A 20,584-nucleotide genomic window follows, 5' to 3' on the forward strand; every position below is an offset into this window, starting at 1 on the left:
GTTGGCACGAAAATGTCAGATCAACGCAAAAACCGGCAAATTAGGAAAACTCTTCTGCAGGTCATTGTAAGCGTTGATAACATCAACAACGCCAGACTCAGCTGAAATCGGATGTGTTTTGATCACGTCAAACAATTTATTTTTTATAAAATGACGCCAAGAAATATCTATTCTCGCAAGTATTTGCGTTAAAATATTATATCGTTCAGGTGTCCATATTTGCTCAAAAACTGTTCGTCCTTCCCCATGCCCGAACAAAGACAACTCAGATTGGTTTTTAGAAGCACGCACCTGAGTTGTTGCCGCCTGATCAATATCGAGTTTGTCAGTCAGAACGACCCCATAATCATCCAGCGCCGCTTTGGGGGTGATAAAACCACGTAGCACGTCAGTACGCACTTTATCTTCTGGTCGAGCAAACGGGTTACCATATCCTCCCCCTCCTGGACCAATAATGGTCAGGATATCACCGGGGTCACATTTCACAACATCTGTTGACCCAAGCTCTTGTGTTTGGTGCGCCGTAGATACTTTGGAAAAACGTGAAGCACCACCAGCACGCCCACCTAAAAGCCCCCAGGCTGTAAAAACGCATCGATCTCGGTTGCGGGCCGTAACAATGGCCTCTGGTGTAAAAACCTGAATAGACATCTCTACCGCTGACCCGCCACGATAAAAACCTGCGCCACCAGAATCTGGCACCAGACCATACCGTAACATCCGGATTGGTACTTCTGCCTCATTGATCTCCACTGGAGTGTTTTTGAGGAAAGACATATTGGCCCCACAACCTTCCGACCCATCATTGTTCGGACCAGCGCCTGCACCGCCGCCAACAGGCCCAAGAGACGCCATAATCATCCGGCCTGATGCAGACTGGGTTTTCACATTCAGCAGGCTAACACCATTGCTGGGAGAGGCAGGGAACTTATCTGGCAGAACTTGTGCAAATGCGCCAAATATTGCAGTCTGAATAACATTACAGGTCAAACTGCGCATGCCTACGGCTGCAGGTTCTACAGCGTGCACCACGCTACCACGCGGCAAAATGGCCCTTAACGGACGGGTCAAGCCGTGATTGAGCGTTATACTCGGATCAAGCGTGTAGAGTGCATAAATAACAGCAATCAGAGCCAGAGAATGTTTTTCTTTCCCCCCCGTTGGAACATTCAGGGAAGACGAAAGCTGTGGGTCACTACCAGTAAAGTCGAGTTCGATCTGATCATCACGGATGCGCAGAGTTACATGAATACGCATTGGATAACCATTAACCGAATCTTCGTCAGTATAATCAGAAAAAGAGTAATCACCATCAGGCAGGGTTCTAATAATTGCCCTTGCCTGTTTTTCGGCATAACTCTGGAGATCTTCCAAACCTGATAGAAAATGGGTTGGTCCAAATCGCTCTATAATTTCATATATTTTACGCTCACCTGTCATAACACATGCTAGTTGTGCATTCAGGTCTCCGAGATTCTGTTCAGGCAGGCGTACATTTCTACGAATGATGTTCAACAGATCTTCATTCATCTGCCCATTTCGTACAAGACGCATGGGTGGCAAGCGCAACCCTTCTTGCTGTATTTCAGTCAGACTGCGCGAAAGAGATGCAGGAACAGCACCCCCAACATCTGTATTATGCACATGACAGCCCACAAAGCACATAAGCTGACCGTCGTAAAAAATTGGCTTCCATAAATGAACATCAGGTGTGTGCGTTGCAAGACTGCCTGAGTATGGGTCGCTTGTCAGATAGATATCGCCATCTTCATAATCGAGACCACGAAGTACTTCTCCGTAATCCAGCCCCGTATACCACGTTGCACCCATGGTCTTGGGGGATGCGACTGTTCTACCTTCCACATCTAATATCTGGCAGGAAAAATCCTCAGTTTCCTTGATGAACGTGGAGTGTGCCGTACGCATGAGCGTCCAGCCCATACTTTCCGCCGCCGCCGCGCAATAATTGGCGAGTATCTGGAGGTTTGTCTGGTCCATGCTCATTAAATCAACTCCGGAACAACGCGGATATTTGCATATTTATCTATCGTCACACGTGTTTTATCAGGCACAATTGTAGTGCAGTCATCCTGCGCAATAATAGCTGGACCATAAAAAACATGACCCGGCCGTAGAGCACTGCGATGATAAAGGGCGAGACTCTGATATCGCCCATCCAACCACGCAGAAACACGAGTTTCTGCGCTAGGGGCGCCATGCGTCAGCTCAAAAACAGGCAGCTCAAATTTGGGAGTTTGGCCAACAATGATCAACCGCAACGCAATGAGCTGTAAATCTGCTCCCGTATCCGCATGACCATAAACCTTCTTATGTTCATGATGAAAGGCTCTGGCGAGTTCAGTTATATCTCCTCGGCGAAGGGCTTGAATATCAACCGGGGTTTCAAGTTCAAAAGATTGTCCACGATAACGCATATCCGCAGAGAAAATAATCTCGTATTCCCCATCATGCGCCTGTTCGTTACGTAACCAGTCAAGCGCCTGCACTTCCAGTCTGTTGAAATGATCGTTTATTTCGGGCAGGCAGTTTTCATCCAAATCACGGTACAGGATAGAGACAAAATCGTTCTTCAAATCCGCAATAAGACCGCCTAATGCGCTTAACACCCCCGGAGTGGGAGGAATGAGCGTTTCTTTCATCTTCAGGTCGCGTGCTAACAAGCAGCCCATCATGGGCCCTGCGCCACCAAAAGCGAGGCACGCAAAAGCTCCGAGATCAATCCCAAAACGCGAGACAAGTGCGCTAATACCAGAATACATGCTGGACAGCGCAATATGAATAATGGCTTCAGCTGTCTGCTCAATAGAACGGTCTAGTTGTTTTGCCAAAGGTTCTATGGCCTGTCTGGCCAATTCTCTGTCAATTGTCACCGCAGAATACCCAAGGGTTGCATTGCCCAGAAAACCACAAACAGCAAATGCATCTGTTATGGTCGGCTTTTTCCCTCCAAGACCATAACAGGCAGGCCCCGGAGATGAGCCCGCACTGGTAGGGCCAACCTTAAGCACACCAAAACGGTCTACCCAAGCAATAGAGCCCCCTCCCTCTCCGATGGAGCTGACAGAAACAGAGGGAACAAAAATCTGGAATTCACCAATATATTCCCCAACATCATAATGCGGTTGCCCATTCAGAATAATGGCCACATCCGCACTGGTCCCTCCTATGTCTAAGGAAAGACATTTCTCAACGCCAGAAGTCTTGGCAACATAACCAGCACCGATCACACCTGAAGCCGTCCCAGATAAAATCATCTGTGCACACTGCTCCTTGCCCAACTCGGCAGTCATAATACCGCCATTTGACTTCGTTAAATGTAATTCTGGACGAATCCCGGTATTTTTAAGAGCTTTTTGCAAACTGCTCAAATAATACTTTACACGTGGCTGTACGTACGCAGCGATAACCGCAGTAATTGTACGTTCATACTCACGTATAATAGGCCATGTTGCGCTGGAACAAATAACTGGCAGTTCAGGAGCAATCTCACGAATAATAGCACTGACCTGCTGTTCATGCGCGGCATTACGGTACGCATGCAGGAAGGAAATAACAATAGCTTCGGCGCCCTGTTGAAGAGCGGCATTGAGTGCCTGAATAACGGATGCATGTTCGAGCGGTGTTACAACTGTCCCTAAAGCATCCACACGCTCCCGTATACCAAACACCATATCCCGGCTAACAAGAGGTTCTGGCCTGCGAGAAAGAAGATTGTACATATCGGGAGATTTCAGGCGCGCGAGCTCCAGAACATCTGTAAAATTTTCTGTTGTAAATAACGCCAGTTTTAGACCATTGCGCTGTATAACCGTGTTAATGCCGACTGTTGTGCCATGTGTAAAATATGTTATTTTTTCTGGATCAATACCGTATTTTTCACGCAGCAGTTTGACACCATCGAGAACCTCTGATCCTGGACTATCCGGTCTGGAAAAAACCTTTAGTGTATGAATTGTCTTTCTGTTCTCATCAAACACTGCAAAATCAGCAAATGAACCACCAATATCAACACCAACACGATAAGACATTATGTCTATTCCCTTTTTTATATCTTTTAAAAATCACACCCAACGCGTCCACCAACAAAACGCGGTGCCCCAGGAATCCAGTATTCAGAAACTGTGGAAACACCACCACTTGTGTAGTATTTGCGCCCCAAAAGATTGCTGGCATAAACCGAAACATTCCATCGGCCATTATTGGGACGGAATGATGCATGCAGACCCATAAGAAAATAAGCAGGCAGATGATAGCCATAAGTCTGCATCCCCCCCGGCACAAGGGCCTGTGCCCCACGGTAGGACCAATCGGTACCCAAAGTCATTTCATACGAATGAATGGGATTAAAACGATAATCTGCTGTACCATTCATTGTTAATTTGGGAATTCCTGAGTCTGTATTATTATAGTTATTATAAACAGGAGCCCAGACACCTGTCTGCTGAAAGTGTGCATAAACAGCAGAACTGTTGATACCCTGATAATTTTTATACACCCCACGTTCATAACCAATATTGCCTGTTAAATAGACATGTGCAATCGGATGAATCTGAGTGGATACTTCTATACCCCAGATTTGCGAGTGCGGTGCATTGGTATAACGCCCCAGAGCGCCATAACCGGGCACAACAAATGTGTTTAGTATTTGCTGGTTGTGATAATCATAATAAAATGCCGATGCATTGATCCGAAATTTGTTAGGTATTGGGTCCGCTTTAACGCCAACCTCATACGCCATTAGCGTTTCAGGCTTGGTGGGATTGAGCTGTGCCTGCACAACAGTATTATTTGCCGTAAAGCCCCCCGGTTTAAAACCTTTACTAACCTTGACATAAGTCATGACCTGCTGGATAGGGCGCCACTGAACACCAACCTCACCTGAAAACTGGTTAGCATTCGCATTGGAATCTGCAAAAGACAGGGTCGTTGTATTTGGGTGGCACAGTGATGTACCGCACACATAAGATCCACCAAAATTTGTCGTGCTTAAATTGCGCAATTGCCTGTCATCAGCTTCATGATTTATGCCACCAAAAATTGTGACATTGTGTGGCAAACGATAGGATACATGCGCATACTGTGAAAAAGTCTGCTGGTTATCATTATATGGTGTTTCTGACAGATACCCTCGTGTTGGTGTCATCTGTGAAAAATCCCAGTATGTTTCCTGCGCAGAACGCATCCGGTTATAATGCGCACCCACCAGCCATTGAAAACGCTTGTTTGGATCGGTAACCCTCAGACGCAATTCCTGAGTAAATGAATTGGCAACGATATTACGGTAAGCGCCATTTGTACCCCATATACTGGAATCCATATCTGTATATTCGTGCTCTCTCTCACTCTCGTATGCACTAATACTTTCGCCGGTCACGTAACCAAAGTTATGTGATGCATGAACATCCATACCCCACATAAGATTATGTTCACTTGGCTTCATGGACGCATTACGGCCAACAAGTGCGGCAAAATCAGGGTTTGTTGTCCACGCAGTCTGTTTGTAAGGCAAAACAAAACTACCGGCAGGAGAAGATGGAGACAACGACACAAGGTTAATAGGATGACTTGCCAGCGAATTGGTTGCCGATGTGCCGTTAATCAGCTCCGAATCATCCTGCATCCAGTGTCCACTCACTTTAATTTCTGTGTTTTCGTCTGGATTCCATTTTAATTTGCCTCGCAATGCACCTTCATTAGCATTGCCGAGGTGACGGTTATCATAAGGGTTATATTGCCATCCGCCCCCGTGCATTGTCTGCCCAGCCAGCCGAAAACTCAGAGTGCGAGAGATGGGACCTGATATATACCCTTCAGTTATACTACGGTTATAACTCGCAATATCTTCGGAAATGCCACCATGCCATGTGCTGGTCGGGTCATTGGTATGAATGACAACCTCCCCCCCGGTATCTGCTTGCCCATGTGTAAAACCAACCGGCCCAGCCTTTATATCTACAGCCGAAACATCAAACATGGACCCTGACGCCATAGTAGAATATGGGAACAGAACATCATCAACATAAGTCATAACTGATTGCGTGTTATTCTGCGTAAGGTCAGTCATACCGACGCCACGAATATAAAAATTTGTACTTGCTCCGCCACTTTGCTGCTGAATACTGACATTTGGAGCCAAATTCTGGAGACCCGTAAAACTGGTAACAACCTGTTGCTTCAAAATCTCGGAACTCAGATGCGTATCACTATTGGCCTCATTCTGCTGCGCAGCAAACTTGAATGCATGCCTTGCCGTAGAAACACTAATCTGTTCTGGAGATGTATTATTCTGAACCGGTTTAACTGAAAGCACAGAACGGTGAACATTCTTATTACCTGACAATAACTTCGACTGTTCTTTGGTTTTCAGAGTATGCTGCTTAGGGCTTGCAGCTTCCACCACGACAGGACGAGACAAGCACAAAGAGCTCATAGCCATAACGATATGTATGGGCGTGAAAACTCTTGTAAATGCGCTGCTAGAAAAAAGATCTCTGACATAGAACATAGTAAAAACTCACCATTAGGGCTTGATCTTACTGATCAATTCCCGGTATTTTCGTTTATTCTGATATCCAGAATTATGAGATAATATTGAGGAGGTATTAGATAATTTATACCTCCATTTTGTCCCTACATCGATAATACGGCATTAACATTCGGGCTGAACGGCGGATTACTCCGTGCAAATGAATGGGAGAGAGAGGGGTCAGCGGAAGAGCTAGTTCCGTGCTTTTCTTTTCCAGCACAACATCACGCACAACAGCCCCCATGCCCATGGAAAGAGCCAGTCCTCTGCCATTGCAGCCAATCCATGCAACCAACCCATCTCCACTGCTATGCAGATGCGGCAGACGGTCTGGGGTCATGGCAATGCGCCCTTCCCAAAAATACGACAGGTCAAAAGTAGTTAAACGGGGGAAAGTTTTTGCTATCAAACCTCTCACTTTCCGCCCAAGCCGCTTATGAGCCAATGCCTGTATGGCAAGCGCGCCCCCAGTTATCAGACGCCCTTCGCGGTCTTTGCGAAAATACCGTAGATCATTGCGCGTGTCTGAGCATGCCTCATTATACGGAAGAATATCCGCCCCCGATGATCCCAAAGAAGACGTCGAAAACTGATAACTTGTTACAGGAACAATTGTTTTAGATAATCCCTTCCACAACGAAGATGTGTAGGCACCTGTTGTGCAAACAATTTTCTTGCAAACAATTTTTCCATTCTTTGAATGAACAATCCAGTTTTTTCCGTAACGCTGAAAGGTAAGTGCCGGAGAGTGTTCATAAATACGCACGCCTGTTTCTACCAGATTTCTGGCAAAGCCCCGGACAAATGCTAAAGGGTTAAAATGTCCACCTCGCGAATGCCACCAGCCCCCAGCATAATCCCCTCCCCCCAAATGTTGCAAAACATCCTGACGGGATAAAACTGCAGCATCCACACCACGGCGCTGCCACTGCTCAGCACGCAACGCAACAGCACGAACACGCCCAGGACTATGCGCAGGCTGGAACCAGCCGCGCTGAACTAAATCACAATCAATGTTGTAACGGTTAACAACATCATATAGCAGATCGGCAGATTTTTCGAGCATCAGTAAAAAATGCTCTCCTGTTTCCTCTCCCCATATCGCTTTGATCGCCATAGGGTCATGGCGTGTCAGGGTTGGAATAATCTGCCCGTTATTGCGCCCGGATGCGCCACAACCAACCGTCCCTGCCTCCAAAAGCGCCACATTCTGCCCAGCCTCATGGAGATGCCATGCAGCGGACAAGCCAGCCACGCCTCCCCCGATTACGACGACATCAGCAGAATCTGTTCCCATTAAAGGCAATGCCGTAAACACTTCGCGCGATAGAACTTCATAAAGCGGCGAAGGAGGCGTGACTGGCCAGACAGTCATAACAGCGCACTCAAAGCTATATGGAACTGTAAAGGGCACGAAGATACCCCTGCGAGCATGACACCACCTTTCACATTCCGTGCAATCATTCCGAGCTTACGGGACTTTTCAATAAATTTATGTGCATGGTGTAATGTAGAAAAAGACAAAGAAATAAAAGACTTACTTTTACTGGCATACACTGTCGGATTTTTGGTGCTGTGCGGAGCACCCCCGGCCAGTTTTTGCAGTATTTTTTGTACAATATGCGGTGCTTCTGTGTGCATACCTAAGGCGCGCACCGCAGCAACAGAGTTCGCATGCTCATATTGCCCCCTCCCCCACATCAGGTGAGGTGTTAGGTGCTTGCAATAAAGAATCTGTATATCGGTCGGATTATCCTGCTTAAGTCGCACAACAGAAAATGCAAGATTTCCACCCGAAATTGCATCCTCACGGGTAAAACTCAATGCTTGGGTGTGCGCTATCCCCAACCCATCCAAGACTTGCATAGTTTGCGGCACGCCCTGCATTTGCAAAGCAAGCCCGCGCAAGCCCCCTCCTTGCGCAAGGCTACGTTGCCAGCCCACGTTAAGGGGCGTTTCATTTTCTATAGAGAGGAACTCAAGATAGAAACCCGCAAACATAACGCAAAAGTTCCACGTGCCCATTTGCGCACTGTGTCGAGCTGGAGCCGTAACAGAAAACCCCAGTTCAGACATCAACGTAGACGCCGCGATAAGGTCACGGACAACTATAACTGCATGATCCACAGGCAAAAGTGCAGCTATGGACTGACCAGACATCAACACCTCCCCCCCCTATAGAACCGCAAGCTCAACGAGTGTCGCCACGCATAAACAACAAAGAAAAATCGTTTAAAATTTTTCAACCCATTTTCATTCCTTTCTAATTGTATAATATGAAAGATATACACGTTCAATATGTTATTATAATGCGGCATAAAGAATATCACTATGTGGGAAAGTTTTAAACTATGACTAATGTGCAATCTCTTAAAGCACGCCCTGTAACACCCCGAAAAAGCGAGGGAACTCAAGCCATTACACGTGCATTTCAGATTTTGAGATTTGTGGCGGAACAACCCGAGCAAGGCGTTCGCTTAAGAGATATTACGGCGATGATCGACCTGCCCTCGGCGACTATTCACCGTATTTTGCAGGCATTGTGCCGTGAAGGTGCATTGGACCAAAACCCAGTGACACGGCGTTATAAGATCGGCACCAGCTATATTGCCATGCTTGAAGAGATATTTAAAAACTCGTTCCGTGACCGTATGCGCCACATTATGCAAGAAATAGCTGTGGAATTAAAATGTAGCGTCTATCTCTCTCTGAGCAAAGGGAGTCAGATGCTCTGCATTGACCGTGTCGCAACGGAAAAGTCCGTATTGGTAATTCCTTACGACATAGGAGAAACGCGCAGCCTTGGCATTGGCGCTGCAGGTATAGCTTTGCTTGCTATGGAATCAGAAAGTTTTGTTGAAACAATTTTGCACAAAAATAAAGAAGTGTACAAAAAATATAACTTAAACCCAGACACCGTAAAAAATATGGTCAAAAACTGCGCATTAAATGGCTATAGCTATAATCCTGGATATTTTATTATGGGTATATCTGGCTTAGGGGTCGCATTTAAAGATTCTGAAACACAGAGAAACGTTGCAATTAACGTAGCTCTTTTAAATCATGAGGTTTCTGACCTTAAAAAAAGAACAAAAATTGCAAATGTTATTATGAAATATACAAAACTGGCATCTCTAAAATAAACCATCTGACATATCTATGTAATTTTTTAAATGTGGAGCAGCTAATACTCTGTTCAGTGATATACTTTAAATAGATAGACAATAGTATAAAAATAACTCCCATACTATCGCAACCCAAATTTACGCACCCTTATTGATAAAAAGATGGCTGTAATTCGCCATCTTTTTATCAATATAAATTTTGATTATTACTGTGCAGGGACCAAAGACTGAACTTTCGTATAATCCCCATTGGCATCACGACATGTGAGTTCAACCTGGCTGGTAGCCTGATGGTCTTTCAAGGTCGTATCCTGACGCACTTTTCGGCAAAGCTGTCCGTTCGGCATTGATGTTTCACTCGTAAGCGGAGTGTAAGACCCATAACTTCCTGTCTCTGGGTTTGTCCAACTTACTTCCTGCCCAACGGACTTATAACGGATTTGCTGCAGAGCGAGCTGAGCCTGATAGCAATCCTGTTTGTCGAGTTGGTTGCCAACGATCATACCACCCAGAAGCCCGGCGAACGCGCCAACGCCTGCCCCTATCGCGGCTCCTTTTCCGCCACCTGCTAAAGCGCCGATACCTGCCCCCCCAGCAGCACCACCAAGGCCACCAATCAGACCTCCTGAAAGAGTTTTAGGGCCAAATGCTTGGCAAGCATTTTGCGCCTGCTCCTGAGGAGAGGAATACGGCCGCTCAGTGCACCCTGTGAGAGAGGTAAGAGCAATTACAGACAGACCTGCTGCCAGCGTAGGCATACGAACTATTTTACGCATAAATATTTCATTTCCAGTTAGATATTAATTATTATTCGACAAATGTAGGCAACACTTGCACAGGGAAAAATCTATTCGTCAGTCATCGTTGTTGCACTAATTGGCAAATCAACACTTGAACCGGGAACTCCCAAGGTGCCCTGCATTGAGCTGCCACCACTGAAGAGTGATGCAGAGCCACTCTGTTTCATACTCAGTGTTTCAGAGTTTCTACCTTCAGTGACAAGAGGACTACCTGTATTGGCGGTCAGAGAGCATTGGGACGTATCAGACGCACAATGCAGGTTGCCATTAATGACGACCGTTCTCAGGCGCGTGATGCCTATCCAGCTATCTATCAGTTGTCCATCACGGTCCGTTAAAAGAAACATATGGCCATGGAGATCCTGAGCGCCTTCCTTAAGAGTAACCTCAAACGTTGCTCCGTGGACAGGGATCGCATTAGTTATGCCAAGGTCTGAACCAAAACCACCAATATTGACAGCCATTGACTGAAACGCTTCGTTCCAGAACTTGCGAATATCGTCGCTCGTTTTGCCATCATCTTTGATCGTATTACCGACACCGAACACGTAAAAAACACTACGGTGCAAGAGCGCGCCCAGTTTTTCGCCAAAATCAAGCGTATTGGGGATTGGTGTGACGAAAACGTCTCCAAGCTCACTATTTTCTGCCATATCAGAATACAAGATGGCACGAATACTACCGCGCGCACTCGAATAGCGAGCTCCATCGGACGCCAAAGACCGAACGATGGATTTTTTAGGGGGTTTTGCCGGATCTATCTCTACGTCTGCAGGCGTACGAGCGCTCGTATTATAGATAGTCGTGATCGCTTTACCGAAGTCTCGCGAAAAAAATCCCTGCTGCTCTTTAAGGGAATCCATAGGATTGCCCGAGAAAAAATGGCTTTCCGATGCGAGCTTTTTTGCCTGATCTGTCGTGACATTTGGCCAGCAACCAGACCAGATTTCCTTACTTTGGCCGTGCGCGGGCGACAACTGAACAACTGTTGTCCTCTCTCCTGGCATTAACGTCTGCTGCAATTTAGCGAGAAGAGTTTTCACCCATTCAACATTATTCCTGACCACATCGGTATCATCCACATAGACGACGGTCTGACGAGGCGGATTAAATCTGCAGTAGGACGTATCAAGCGCCGTACCACCCCCGAACATTCCCCCTGCCCTGGCAACGGGTACAGACGCAGCCGAAAATGCAAGCGCACAGAGAGAAACACGAAAAAGAGGTTTCATTTTCATTGGATTATACTGCTGCCCTGAGGTTCAAATTCATGTTTTTATAGTCAAATGGGGTTATATTCCGCCCTGTTTCCTTATCAACCAGTGTAACCTGCCCCTTATTCGCGACGGATGCTTTTACGATATTGTCCCGATAGACTTCTCCCGCAACCTGCACTGACTGCCGCCAATCATGCATGATAGATTCATTACGGATCTCAACCTGTGTAGACATATCCATCTGTGTTTTTACTGACCCAAGGCGGGTTTTGACGGCATTATCTTTATCTTCAATTTCTTTGTCAGCAGCTGCAATAACCTGTTGACGCCGGCTTTTCATGACTGCCTGCATCTTCTCCCAAGCTTTTTGATGCCCCTGAAACTGTTTGGTAATAACCATGTATTCTGGATCGGGATCATGCCCTGCATAAGATATGATAACGCCTACCATCCATGCGCCCACGTTTGCGATAAGGCTGATAAAGACGTCTCTCATCGGGTTGACCTGTACAATGCCAATGTCCCCCAACACGCTGCCAACATCCTGCCCGTGTATTGATTCAATTGCAGCTGCCCAACGAGCCCATCCGGTAAACCCGAGAACAATAGCAAGCGCTGCAGTTGAAATACCAAACATGCGCCATGCCCCCCATCGCTCTGCTGATGAACGAGACGGAGCAAAAAGATTTGACCATTGCTTGATCAGTTCACCATGTAGATGAGCGGCCAAGGCAAGAAGAATACCGAGGATAATGGTTGTTCCCAATGCGACAGCCGGAACACCCCAGAACATATTGAACGAGTGATAGTTAACAAAACACTCAGTCAGAAGAACCAGAAAAAGAAGAATAGGATAAGGCCAGGTCTTGCAGAACATCGTTGCGCTGCGATTTTTATACTTATCTCGGAAATCATTATATCGCTGTCGCGATCTCTGATAATTTTCATCTATATTATGGTACTTAGGGTCCCCCCGCAGCTCTTCTTCAATGGCCGCAAGGCGATCTTCCTTCTTCGTTTTTACTTCAACCACCTCATTCTGAAGGTTCTTTACACCATCGAGGGCATCTTTAAAGGGTTGAAGTGCAACATAAAAGCGGTTCAGCAAGTCACGCCAGCGAGAGATCTCTTCCTCTGCGGGTGAGATAACTGCAACCCTCATCCCGCTCGTGACACCATAACTGTCTACAGTAACCTGACCGAAAGATGTTTCTTCATAAGCGCTTTTTGCAAGCTGCTCCGGATTCAGGTTGCCATTACGTAAAGAGGTTAAGCTATATGCCATAACCTGCGCATATGCTTCATTCAGCGGTATTAGCGCTTCGGGGTTACTTGTTTCAATAGCGGCAGACATCTGCGACAATCCTTAGAATTCAATTACGCCTGAACCGAGTGCACGTGGCTTTACTTCGGCTGGGGGAATGAGATGAACCGGTGCGATTGGCATTGTCGCAGCGAGTTTTACATTTTCTGGCGCTATAGTTTTGACATTGAGATTGGATGGCGTGCTCAACGCAGCATTGTCCTGAGTCGGGCTAAGCGCTAAGCCACCTATTGGCGCCAATGATGTGTTTTTCGTATTTTTAGCCGTTGCGCGATAAACCATTGCAACCTGCGCAGGCTTGACATCCGCATCTGGCTGACGAAGACGAACATCGTCGGCTTTAGCAAGGCTAAGGTAAGATTTGGGTACTACGTATTGCTGTACTGCAGCCAGATTTGCTGACATGGCCGGAGAAATCAGAAATTCGACGCGGCGATTGAGAGCCCTGCCATCGGTCGTTGCGTTGGAGGCAATGGGCTGCCGCTTGCCAATCGCCACTTCCGTCAACTGATCCGGATTTACTCCTCGCTCAATAAGAGCCCGGATAACAACGCGTGCTCTTCGGCGGGATAAGTCAATATTGTACCCATCAGTGCCGACTGCGTCTGTATGCCCCAAAATTGTTAATGCTGCATCGGGGACGTCATGCTTCATATTATCCGCAATGACGTCCAGAATACCCTGTGACTGCGGGAGCGGAACATCGCTATCAAAGGCGAAAAAAGCACGTTCGGGGAAGACCACCCTGACAACAGGAACAGAGCCTTGCATAAAGTCAACCGACCCCGGAGGCAGGCTGATTTCCTTAATAGTCGGTCTGGCGACGTCGTTTGCGTCAGCAAGACGATTAAATCTTGCTACTCTATCTTGTTCTTCAGTCGATGCCATTTGGTCTTGCGTTGAAATGCCGATACCAGAACCCATGGGGCCCGCTGAGTACGGTTGCACGCAACCAGACAAAACCAAAGAAACGCCACTCAATATTATTAATCTCTTCAAATTTACCTCCGGTAGCCGCAGTCTAATTTGCGGCATAACTGTGGCATAAGATGTAGTTTTTCGCAATAATCTAAAGTTTCTACTTCTTACCTTTAGATGAAATCTCAAAAGTCAATTTTTATGCTATGCAAAATATAAGCAGTCATATAGTTAGCCTGCATTATATTAATGCTTTCTTTAGATATAGGGGAAATGCATACTTCAGATTACTTACATACGCAAATTGAATGTATCGTATAGATACAGATCGCCAGTCTTTCAGTTTTACGAACATGTGTTCAATCAAGCGGTCATTTTATACGAACACTAAATGTAAGAAAATTTTGATGATCAGTCTTCCGGGGCTACCCTCGCAGAAAATCTGTCTCCTCCTTACTGACGTTGTAGTGCTTTAAAGTTGTTAAACCGCTCGTGGTTAAATCCATCACGCAATAAGAATGTGTCAAACAACATATGATGGATACTGCCGTATTAATTTTATTTTTATATCAATAAAATTTTTTCTAAAAGATTTTCAAATAAAAAATTTATAGCCTCTGGCCAATCCCAACCACATTCCATTGAGCACTGGGAAGGCATGAATGCTATTGTCATAACCGCATTGAAACGACCCTACACTTTTGTAGTCCTTTCATTGCTCATTCTCGCGTTTGGTGTGCTGTCAGTCATGCGCGCACCGACCGACGTATTTCCCAACATCAAACTGCCTGTCGTGTCCGTTGTGTGGACCTATGGCGGCATGCTGCCGGAGGAGTTTGCAGGACGCATAACCTATAATTACGAACTGGCCGTGACCTCGACCGTTGAGGGTATCGAGCATATGGAAAGCAGCTCGTATTATGGCCGCAGTATCGTCAATATCTACTTCCAGCCCGGAACGGACATTGGCGAAGCAGAGGCCGAAGTTACGGCTATTTCCCAAACTGTCATCAAGCAGTTGCCCGACAATATTCCTGCCCCCATGGTCATGCGTCTCGATGCATCTTCCGTGCCGGTGCTGGCTTTGCAGGTCACATCAGACAAGCAAACTCCATCTGATCTGTTCAAGATCGCGATGACACGCATACGGCCCATTCTTGTGACCGTACCCGGCTCTGTTCTGCCGCAGGCTTACGGTGGCATGGACAGCTTTATTATGGTCGCACTGAACCAGACGCAGCTTCAGGCCCACCACCTCTCAGCCATGGATGTGCAGAATGCTTTGCGCAAGCAGAACATTGTCCTGCCCGCTGGAGACCAGAAAATCGACCGTACGGACTGGATGGTTCAGACCAATGCCACGCCACGCTCCATGCAGGAACTGGGTGATATTCCTGTTAAACGCGTGGGGAACTCCGTTATTTATGTGCATGACGTCGCCAATGTGTACCGTGGCGGACACCCGCAAACCAACCTTGTGCTTGTAAAAGGCAAACAGGGGGTTGAAGTCATTGTGATGAAAAGCGGTGATGCCTCAACCCTTGATGTTGTGGCCAGAACCAAGGCGTTACTGCCGCGCATCCAGCAGCTTGTGCCACCGGACGTGCATATTTCGGTCATGAGCGATGCCTCGGTTTTTGTTAAGGACGCCATCCGCGACGTAGTGCGCGAAATGCTGACCGCCGCAGTGCTGACCGGCCTAGTCGTGCTGTTGTTTCTGGGGTCGTGGCGCTCCACCATCATCATCGCCACATCCATTCCCCTGTGCATTCTGGCGGCTATTATCTGCCTGTTGTGGTCGGGGCAGACCATCAATGTCATGACATTGGGAGGGCTTGCGCTGGCTGTCGGCATTCTGGTGGATGACGCAACGGTCATGATCGAGAATATCGATACGCATCTTGAGATGGGAAAAGACCTTGAAAATGCCATCATAGACGCCGCCAATCAGATCGTCATTCCCACACTCGTTGCCACTTTGTGCATCTGCATTGTGTGGACCCCGCTCTTCCGCCTGAGCGGGGTAGCGGGCTGGCTGTTTATGCCCATGGCCGAAGCCATTGTGTACGCCATGCTGGCATCATTCATCCTGTCACGCACACTGGTGCCGACCATGGCCAAATACCTGCTTGCGGGGCAAGTCCACCCCGGCCTGCATGGAGATGAACACGAAGCACTACCCAAAGGGGTTTTCGGACGGTTCCAGAACAGGTTTGAACACGCCTTCCACGCTTTCAAACTCCGTTACGGACGGGTCTTGGAACGTGTGGTCAACCAGAGGCGCAAGTTTGTTCCGCTCTTTCTGGGGCTGTCTGTCATATCCACGGTGCTGTTTACTGTGGTGGGCCAAGACTTCTTCCCCGAGATCAAATCCGGCGCGTTGCAGATGCACATGCGTGTGCCCCTTGGCACCCGGATAGAAACCACAGGGCGGATCGCCAGTCTGGTGGATGACCGTATTGAGCAGATTCTGCCCGGCAAGGTGGAAGGGGTTATCAACAACTGCGGCTTACCTGAAGGCCCGCATAATCAAGCCTTTATTCCCACGCCTTCCATCGGCACGCAGGATTGCGACCTGAGCATTACGCTCAAGGATGAAGTCTCCCCCGTATGGGATTACCGAGCCCTGTTACGACGCAAGCTTTCGGCCAGCTTTCCCGGCACGGTCTTTACGTTCCAACCTGCTGACCTGACCGAAAAAATTCTTAACTTTGGCTCGCCTGCACCGGTTGATATCCAGATTTCCGGTCCCGATATCCGAGACAACTACCGCTATGCCCGCCTGCTTGTTAACCGCCTGAGGCACATACCCGGGGCGGTGGATACGGTCATCCAGCAGACCATGCGCACGCCAACACTGTTTGTGCAGGGTAATCGCACATTCGGTCAGGCTACCGGCATGACGGAAGGCGACATAGCCAGCAACGAACTGATGACCCTGTCTGGCAGTCAGACGGTGGACCCACAATACTGGTTGGACCCCAAAACCGGCATAACATTCCCGCTGAATGTCTATGTCTCGCAGGACCAACTGACACACTACAACAACCTGCTGACCATTCCGGTTGATAAAGGTGATAACGACCCCGAAGGCAAGGACATGCAACTTCTGGGGAGCATCAGCACCATTACCCCTGTCGGCACTCCGGGTCAGGTGTCCCATTACAACTCCATGCCCGATATAGATATTTATGTTTCCACCGAGTTTACGGACCTCGGGTCTGTTCTGGCACAGGTCAAGCGGGACATTGCTGCGACAAAGGGCGACCTGCCACGCGGTGTTGCCGTGGACATTCGAGGGCAGGCTACCACCATGCATGGCGCATATGTAGAACTGATAGCCGGTCTTATAGTGTCAGTCGCGCTGATTTATATGCTGATTGTGATCAACTTCCAGTCCTGGATTGATCCTTTCATTATTATCTCGGCCCTGCCCGGAGCTCTCGCAGGTATTGCGTGGAGCCTGTTCCTGACCCAGACGCGCCTTTCCGTTCCTGCCCTAACGGGCGCGATCATGTGCATGGGAACGGCCACTGCCAATTCCATTCTGGTCGTCTCCTTTGCCAAGGAGCGTTTTGCCCTACACCGCAGTGCTGTGGTTGCAGCAATAGAAGCGGGAATAGGCCGTATCCGTCCGGTCATCATGACAGCTTCAGCCATGATTATTGGCATGGTGCCAATGGCGATCAGTAATTCGCAAAACGCTCCGTTGGGCAAGGCTGTTATTGGCGGGCTTATAGTCGCTACCTTTTCCACCCTGCTTTTTGTTCCCTGTGTTTATGCAATTTTCCATCATCGTCCGGAAAAGCCATCCAGCGCGGATGTGACCGACCGGCAGGAGGCTGTCTGATGTCTGTTCCTAGCAAAGGCAGAATTTTTGTTATTCTTCTTCTGGCTGTCATGGTGACAGATATTGGATATCTGCTTGTCCAGCGCGCCCGAAATGCCGTGCGTATCCAAAACGACGCAACCTACGACCGGATACCCGATGTGGCCTTGGTACACCCCAAGCCTGCACCGCCGACCTTGACCATGACTTTACCCGGCACAGTCAGTGCATGGTACGAAGCACCCATTTATGCACAGGTCTCTGGCTATGTGAAAATGTGGTACCGCGATTACGGCGCAGTCGTTAAAAAAGGTGACCTTCTGGCCGAAATCAATACCCCTAAGCTTGATGCGGAATATGCTCAGGCGCAGGCGGACCTCAAAGTTGCACAGGCCAAGTATGGTCTGGCAACCATAACCGCCACTCGCTGGCGGGCCATGGGGCAATCGCAGGCGGTGTCCGGTCAGTCTGTATCCGTGCAGAATGCGAACGAACAGTCTGCCAAAGCTGAGCTGGAAGCAGCCGAACACAAAGTGGCCCAGTATCAGGCCATGATCCACTTCAAAAATATTGAGGCTCCATTTGATGGTGTGGTCATCGCCCGTAATATCAATGTCGGTGATTATGTAGGGGCTGGCAGTGGCAGCATGAACGCAAACGGCACCGCCAGTGAGCTGTTTACCGTAGCGGATACCCATGCCATGCGTCTGTTTGTGTCCGTGCCGGAAACATTTTCTTCCCTCCTGCGGCCGGGACTGGTGGCAAAGGTTACGGTACCCCAGTTCCCCAATACCGTGTTTGAAGCCAAGTTCCTGACCATTGCCAAAGGTTTTGATCCCAACACGCGCACGGTGATTACCGAATTCTCCATCGACAATGCGGGGCAAAAACTGTGGCCGGGCAGTTTTGCCTCCGTCACCCTGAGCGCTCCAGCCTACAAAGGGGTTTATACCATCCCCACTGGCGCACTTGTATTCCAAGAGCACGGCATGCAGGTCGCCACAGTCGATGCACAGGATACGACGCATTTCCACAACATAACCGTAGGGCGGATGTCGGACGCTTACACGGAAGTCAGTGCCGGGCTATCCGTGGATGACAGGATCATCAACAACCCACCAGCAGATCTGATGGAAGGCGGCAAAGTCCGGTCTGTAGAACCGGAAAAAGGGTATCTCAGCACACCAGCAGCAGAAAAAGAGGAAGATGACGAATGAAACAGATTCTCTCGCATTTCCGCACATTGTCCACGCGTCGTCTCACGGCGCGGGCTGGTCTGTTGCTCTCCCTAACAGCGCTCAGTGCGTGTGATCTTGCACCAGACTATAACCCGCCACACTACGTTGTGCCTGTATCCTGGCATGGTCAGGGGCTTTTCAAAGATGCAACTCCCAGTGCTGTTGCGCTTAAACCCGACTGGTGGACGCTGTTTGATGATACCACGCTCAACGGGCTGGAGCAGCAGGCACTTGCCAACAATGCGGACCTTCAGGCTGCGGCAGAGCGCTTCTCGCAGTCTCGCGCCATTGTCATGGAAGCACGTTCCGAATTGTTGCCGCATTTTGGCATGGCGTTTGGTGCCAGTGACAACAAAAGCTCTACCGACCGGTTGTTCCGCTTCAAAGGCCCTATAACAGCAACAGACGAGTTTTATTCTGGTCTTGCAAGCTGGGAGCCGGACATCTGGTCAGGTATTCGTAACAGGGTCAGGGTACAGAAATATTACGCGCAGGAACAGGCCGCAGATTATGCGGCTGCACGGCTGAGTTTGCAAGCGGAACTGGCAACGGACTACTTTGCCCTGCGCGGGCTGGATGCACAGCATGCCATTTATACGCAGTCCATCGCCTATTATCAGCAGGCGTTGCACGTCACTCAAACACGGCTTGATAATCAAGACGCAACCGGCATTGACGTAGCGAGGGCCCAAAACCAGCTTTATATGACACAGGCACATCTGCTGGATGTGCAGGCCCAGCGTGAGGTGCTCGAACATGGTATTGCTGTGTTGGTTAATGAACAGCCCTCCACTTTTCATATTGCTCCAGTCGATATTCTGACAAATGTGGAACCTATTGTACCGACAGGCCTGCCATCGGACCTGCTGGAACGCAGGCCCGACATTGCCGCAGCAGAACGGCGTATGGCACAGGCCAACCGGGCTATTGGTATTGCCCGGGCAGCTTTTTATCCGCATGTGTTTTTTAGTGCCAATGGTGGCTTTGATTCCAATGGATTCAATCTGGCTAATCTGGCCAATAGCATGTGGTCTTATGGTGCATCGGTTTCCATGCCTTTGTTTGAAGGTGGATTACGCCGCGCCCAGTTGCAGCATTCATGGTCCGTCTACCGTGAAACGCTGGATACTTACCGCAAAACAGTTCTCTCCGCTTTTGGAGATGTCGAGAACGGGCTTTCTCTCACCAATCGTCTACGTGCGGAAACTGAACGCTTGGAGCGGGGTGTGGAAACAGCACAAAAAGCACAGACTTTGACAATGACCCTATATAAAGGTGGAGCGGATAATTATTTGGATGCGCTGATCGCGCAGGTGAATACACTGGATGCTCGCATTGACCGCGTACAGGTGCAGGCCCGTACCTTGCAAAGCACGGTTGGCCTCATTCGTGCTTTAGGTGGAGGATGGCGCCAAAATGACCTGCCCACCCCGGATGCGACCATGACATTTGGAATTATGCAGTATTCCGGCATAACAACACCTCAAGATACCCTTCAAAAACTCAGTGAACATTAAGTCAGGACTCATTCTTTGAGGTAGAAGATGACGCTTGCTGCGATTTGGATTGCGGACATGAATGTATGA

General features: G+C 48.4%; 13 protein-coding genes. 4 read left to right on the plus strand and 9 right to left on the minus strand.

What is annotated here, in order from left to right; all coding sequences use genetic code 11:
- Window positions 1–15: 15 nt before the first annotated feature.
- From HK26_RS10395 to HK26_RS10415, 5 genes are all read right to left on the minus strand, one after another.
- Window positions 16–2,004: a hydantoinase B/oxoprolinase family protein gene (locus HK26_RS10395; protein WP_086639715.1), complete on the minus strand. Its 1,989-nt coding sequence runs from the start codon at window positions 2,002–2,004 to the stop codon at window positions 16–18.
- On the minus strand, window positions 2,004–4,049 hold the full coding sequence (locus tag HK26_RS10400; protein ID WP_086639716.1) for a hydantoinase/oxoprolinase family protein: 2,046 nt from the start codon (window positions 4,047–4,049) through the stop codon (window positions 2,004–2,006). The genes HK26_RS10395 and HK26_RS10400 overlap by 1 nt, the downstream gene beginning before the upstream one ends.
- A gap of 26 nt (window positions 4,050–4,075) precedes the next feature.
- A complete protein-coding gene (locus HK26_RS10405; protein ID WP_257640972.1) occupies window positions 4,076–6,436 on the minus strand; it encodes a TonB-dependent receptor in 2,361 nt (786 codons plus the stop codon).
- Window positions 6,437–6,632: 196 nt separating this feature from the next.
- Window positions 6,633–7,922 carry an NAD(P)/FAD-dependent oxidoreductase gene (locus HK26_RS10410; protein WP_086639718.1) on the minus strand — a complete coding sequence of 430 codons (1,290 nt, stop codon included), beginning with the start codon at window positions 7,920–7,922 and terminating at the stop codon, window positions 6,633–6,635.
- Window positions 7,919–8,707: a VOC family protein gene (locus HK26_RS10415; RefSeq protein ID WP_086639719.1), complete on the minus strand. Its 789-nt coding sequence runs from the start codon at window positions 8,705–8,707 to the stop codon at window positions 7,919–7,921. The genes HK26_RS10410 and HK26_RS10415 overlap by 4 nt, the downstream gene beginning before the upstream one ends.
- 191 nt (window positions 8,708–8,898) lie before the next feature.
- On the opposite strand from HK26_RS10415, the gene HK26_RS10420 reads away from it, so the two are divergent.
- Entirely contained in the window at window positions 8,899–9,690 is a 792-nt protein-coding gene (locus HK26_RS10420) for an IclR family transcriptional regulator (RefSeq protein ID WP_086639720.1), read from the plus strand.
- Between the two features lie 188 nt (window positions 9,691–9,878).
- Here HK26_RS10420 and HK26_RS13260 read toward each other — a convergent pair whose 3' ends face one another.
- The 4 genes from HK26_RS13260 to HK26_RS10445 form a co-directional block, all read right to left on the minus strand.
- A complete protein-coding gene (locus HK26_RS13260; protein WP_143296339.1) occupies window positions 9,879–10,448 on the minus strand; it encodes an RT0821/Lpp0805 family surface protein in 570 nt (189 codons plus the stop codon).
- 71 nt (window positions 10,449–10,519) lie between these two features.
- Entirely contained in the window at window positions 10,520–11,710 is a 1,191-nt protein-coding gene (locus HK26_RS10430; protein WP_143296340.1) for a hypothetical protein, read from the minus strand.
- 4 nt (window positions 11,711–11,714) lie between these two features.
- Window positions 11,715–13,043, minus strand: a complete 1,329-nt coding sequence (locus tag HK26_RS13265; RefSeq protein ID WP_143296341.1) for a hypothetical protein — start codon at window positions 13,041–13,043, stop codon at window positions 11,715–11,717.
- A gap of 12 nt (window positions 13,044–13,055) precedes the next feature.
- Window positions 13,056–13,937, minus strand: a complete 882-nt coding sequence (locus HK26_RS10445) for an OmpA family protein (RefSeq protein ID WP_180539501.1) — start codon at window positions 13,935–13,937, stop codon at window positions 13,056–13,058.
- 652 nt (window positions 13,938–14,589) lie between these two features.
- Between HK26_RS10445 and HK26_RS10450 the strand changes: the two genes are divergently transcribed.
- Genes HK26_RS10450 through HK26_RS10460 form a run of 3 tightly spaced genes read left to right on the plus strand, consistent with a single transcriptional unit; the run spans window position 14,590 to window position 20,515 of the window.
- Window positions 14,590–17,781: an efflux RND transporter permease subunit gene (locus HK26_RS10450; protein ID WP_086639726.1), complete on the plus strand. Its 3,192-nt coding sequence runs from the start codon at window positions 14,590–14,592 to the stop codon at window positions 17,779–17,781.
- A complete protein-coding gene (locus tag HK26_RS10455) occupies window positions 17,781–18,977 on the plus strand; it encodes an efflux RND transporter periplasmic adaptor subunit (protein ID WP_086639727.1) in 1,197 nt (398 codons plus the stop codon). Before HK26_RS10450 ends, HK26_RS10455 begins: the two co-directional genes overlap by 1 nt.
- Window positions 18,974–20,515, plus strand: coding sequence for an efflux transporter outer membrane subunit (locus HK26_RS10460; protein WP_086639728.1), 1,542 nt, complete (start codon window positions 18,974–18,976; stop codon window positions 20,513–20,515). The genes HK26_RS10455 and HK26_RS10460 overlap by 4 nt, the downstream gene beginning before the upstream one ends.
- Window positions 20,516–20,584 lie beyond the last annotated feature (69 nt).

The organism is Acetobacter okinawensis (assembly GCF_002153655.1).
Taxonomy (GTDB): Bacteria; Pseudomonadota; Alphaproteobacteria; order Acetobacterales; family Acetobacteraceae; genus Acetobacter; species Acetobacter okinawensis_A.

What these genes read in the sequence shown, in the direction of transcription:
- HK26_RS13265 (WP_143296341.1), bottom strand. Translation starts at nt 13,043, where the DNA reads ATGTCTGCCGCTATTGAAACAAGTAACCCCGAAGCGCTAATACCGCTG.
- HK26_RS10395 (WP_086639715.1), bottom strand. Translation starts at nt 2,004, where the DNA reads ATGAGCATGGACCAGACAAACCTCCAGATACTCGCCAATTATTGCGCG.
- HK26_RS10430 (WP_143296340.1), bottom strand. Translation starts at nt 11,710, where the DNA reads ATGAAAATGAAACCTCTTTTTCGTGTTTCTCTCTGTGCGCTTGCATTT.
- HK26_RS10400 (WP_086639716.1), bottom strand. Translation starts at nt 4,049, where the DNA reads ATGTCTTATCGTGTTGGTGTTGATATTGGTGGTTCATTTGCTGATTTT.
- HK26_RS10450 (WP_086639726.1), top strand. Translation starts at nt 14,590, where the DNA reads ATGAATGCTATTGTCATAACCGCATTGAAACGACCCTACACTTTTGTA.
- HK26_RS10415 (WP_086639719.1), bottom strand. Translation starts at nt 8,707, where the DNA reads ATGTCTGGTCAGTCCATAGCTGCACTTTTGCCTGTGGATCATGCAGTT.
- HK26_RS10445 (WP_180539501.1), bottom strand. Translation starts at nt 13,937, where the DNA reads ATGGGTTCTGGTATCGGCATTTCAACGCAAGACCAAATGGCATCGACT.
- HK26_RS10455 (WP_086639727.1), top strand. Translation starts at nt 17,781, where the DNA reads ATGTCTGTTCCTAGCAAAGGCAGAATTTTTGTTATTCTTCTTCTGGCT.
- HK26_RS10420 (WP_086639720.1), top strand. Translation starts at nt 8,899, where the DNA reads ATGACTAATGTGCAATCTCTTAAAGCACGCCCTGTAACACCCCGAAAA.
- HK26_RS10410 (WP_086639718.1), bottom strand. Translation starts at nt 7,922, where the DNA reads ATGACTGTCTGGCCAGTCACGCCTCCTTCGCCGCTTTATGAAGTTCTA.
- HK26_RS10460 (WP_086639728.1), top strand. Translation starts at nt 18,974, where the DNA reads ATGAAACAGATTCTCTCGCATTTCCGCACATTGTCCACGCGTCGTCTC.
- HK26_RS13260 (WP_143296339.1), bottom strand. Translation starts at nt 10,448, where the DNA reads ATGCGTAAAATAGTTCGTATGCCTACGCTGGCAGCAGGTCTGTCTGTA.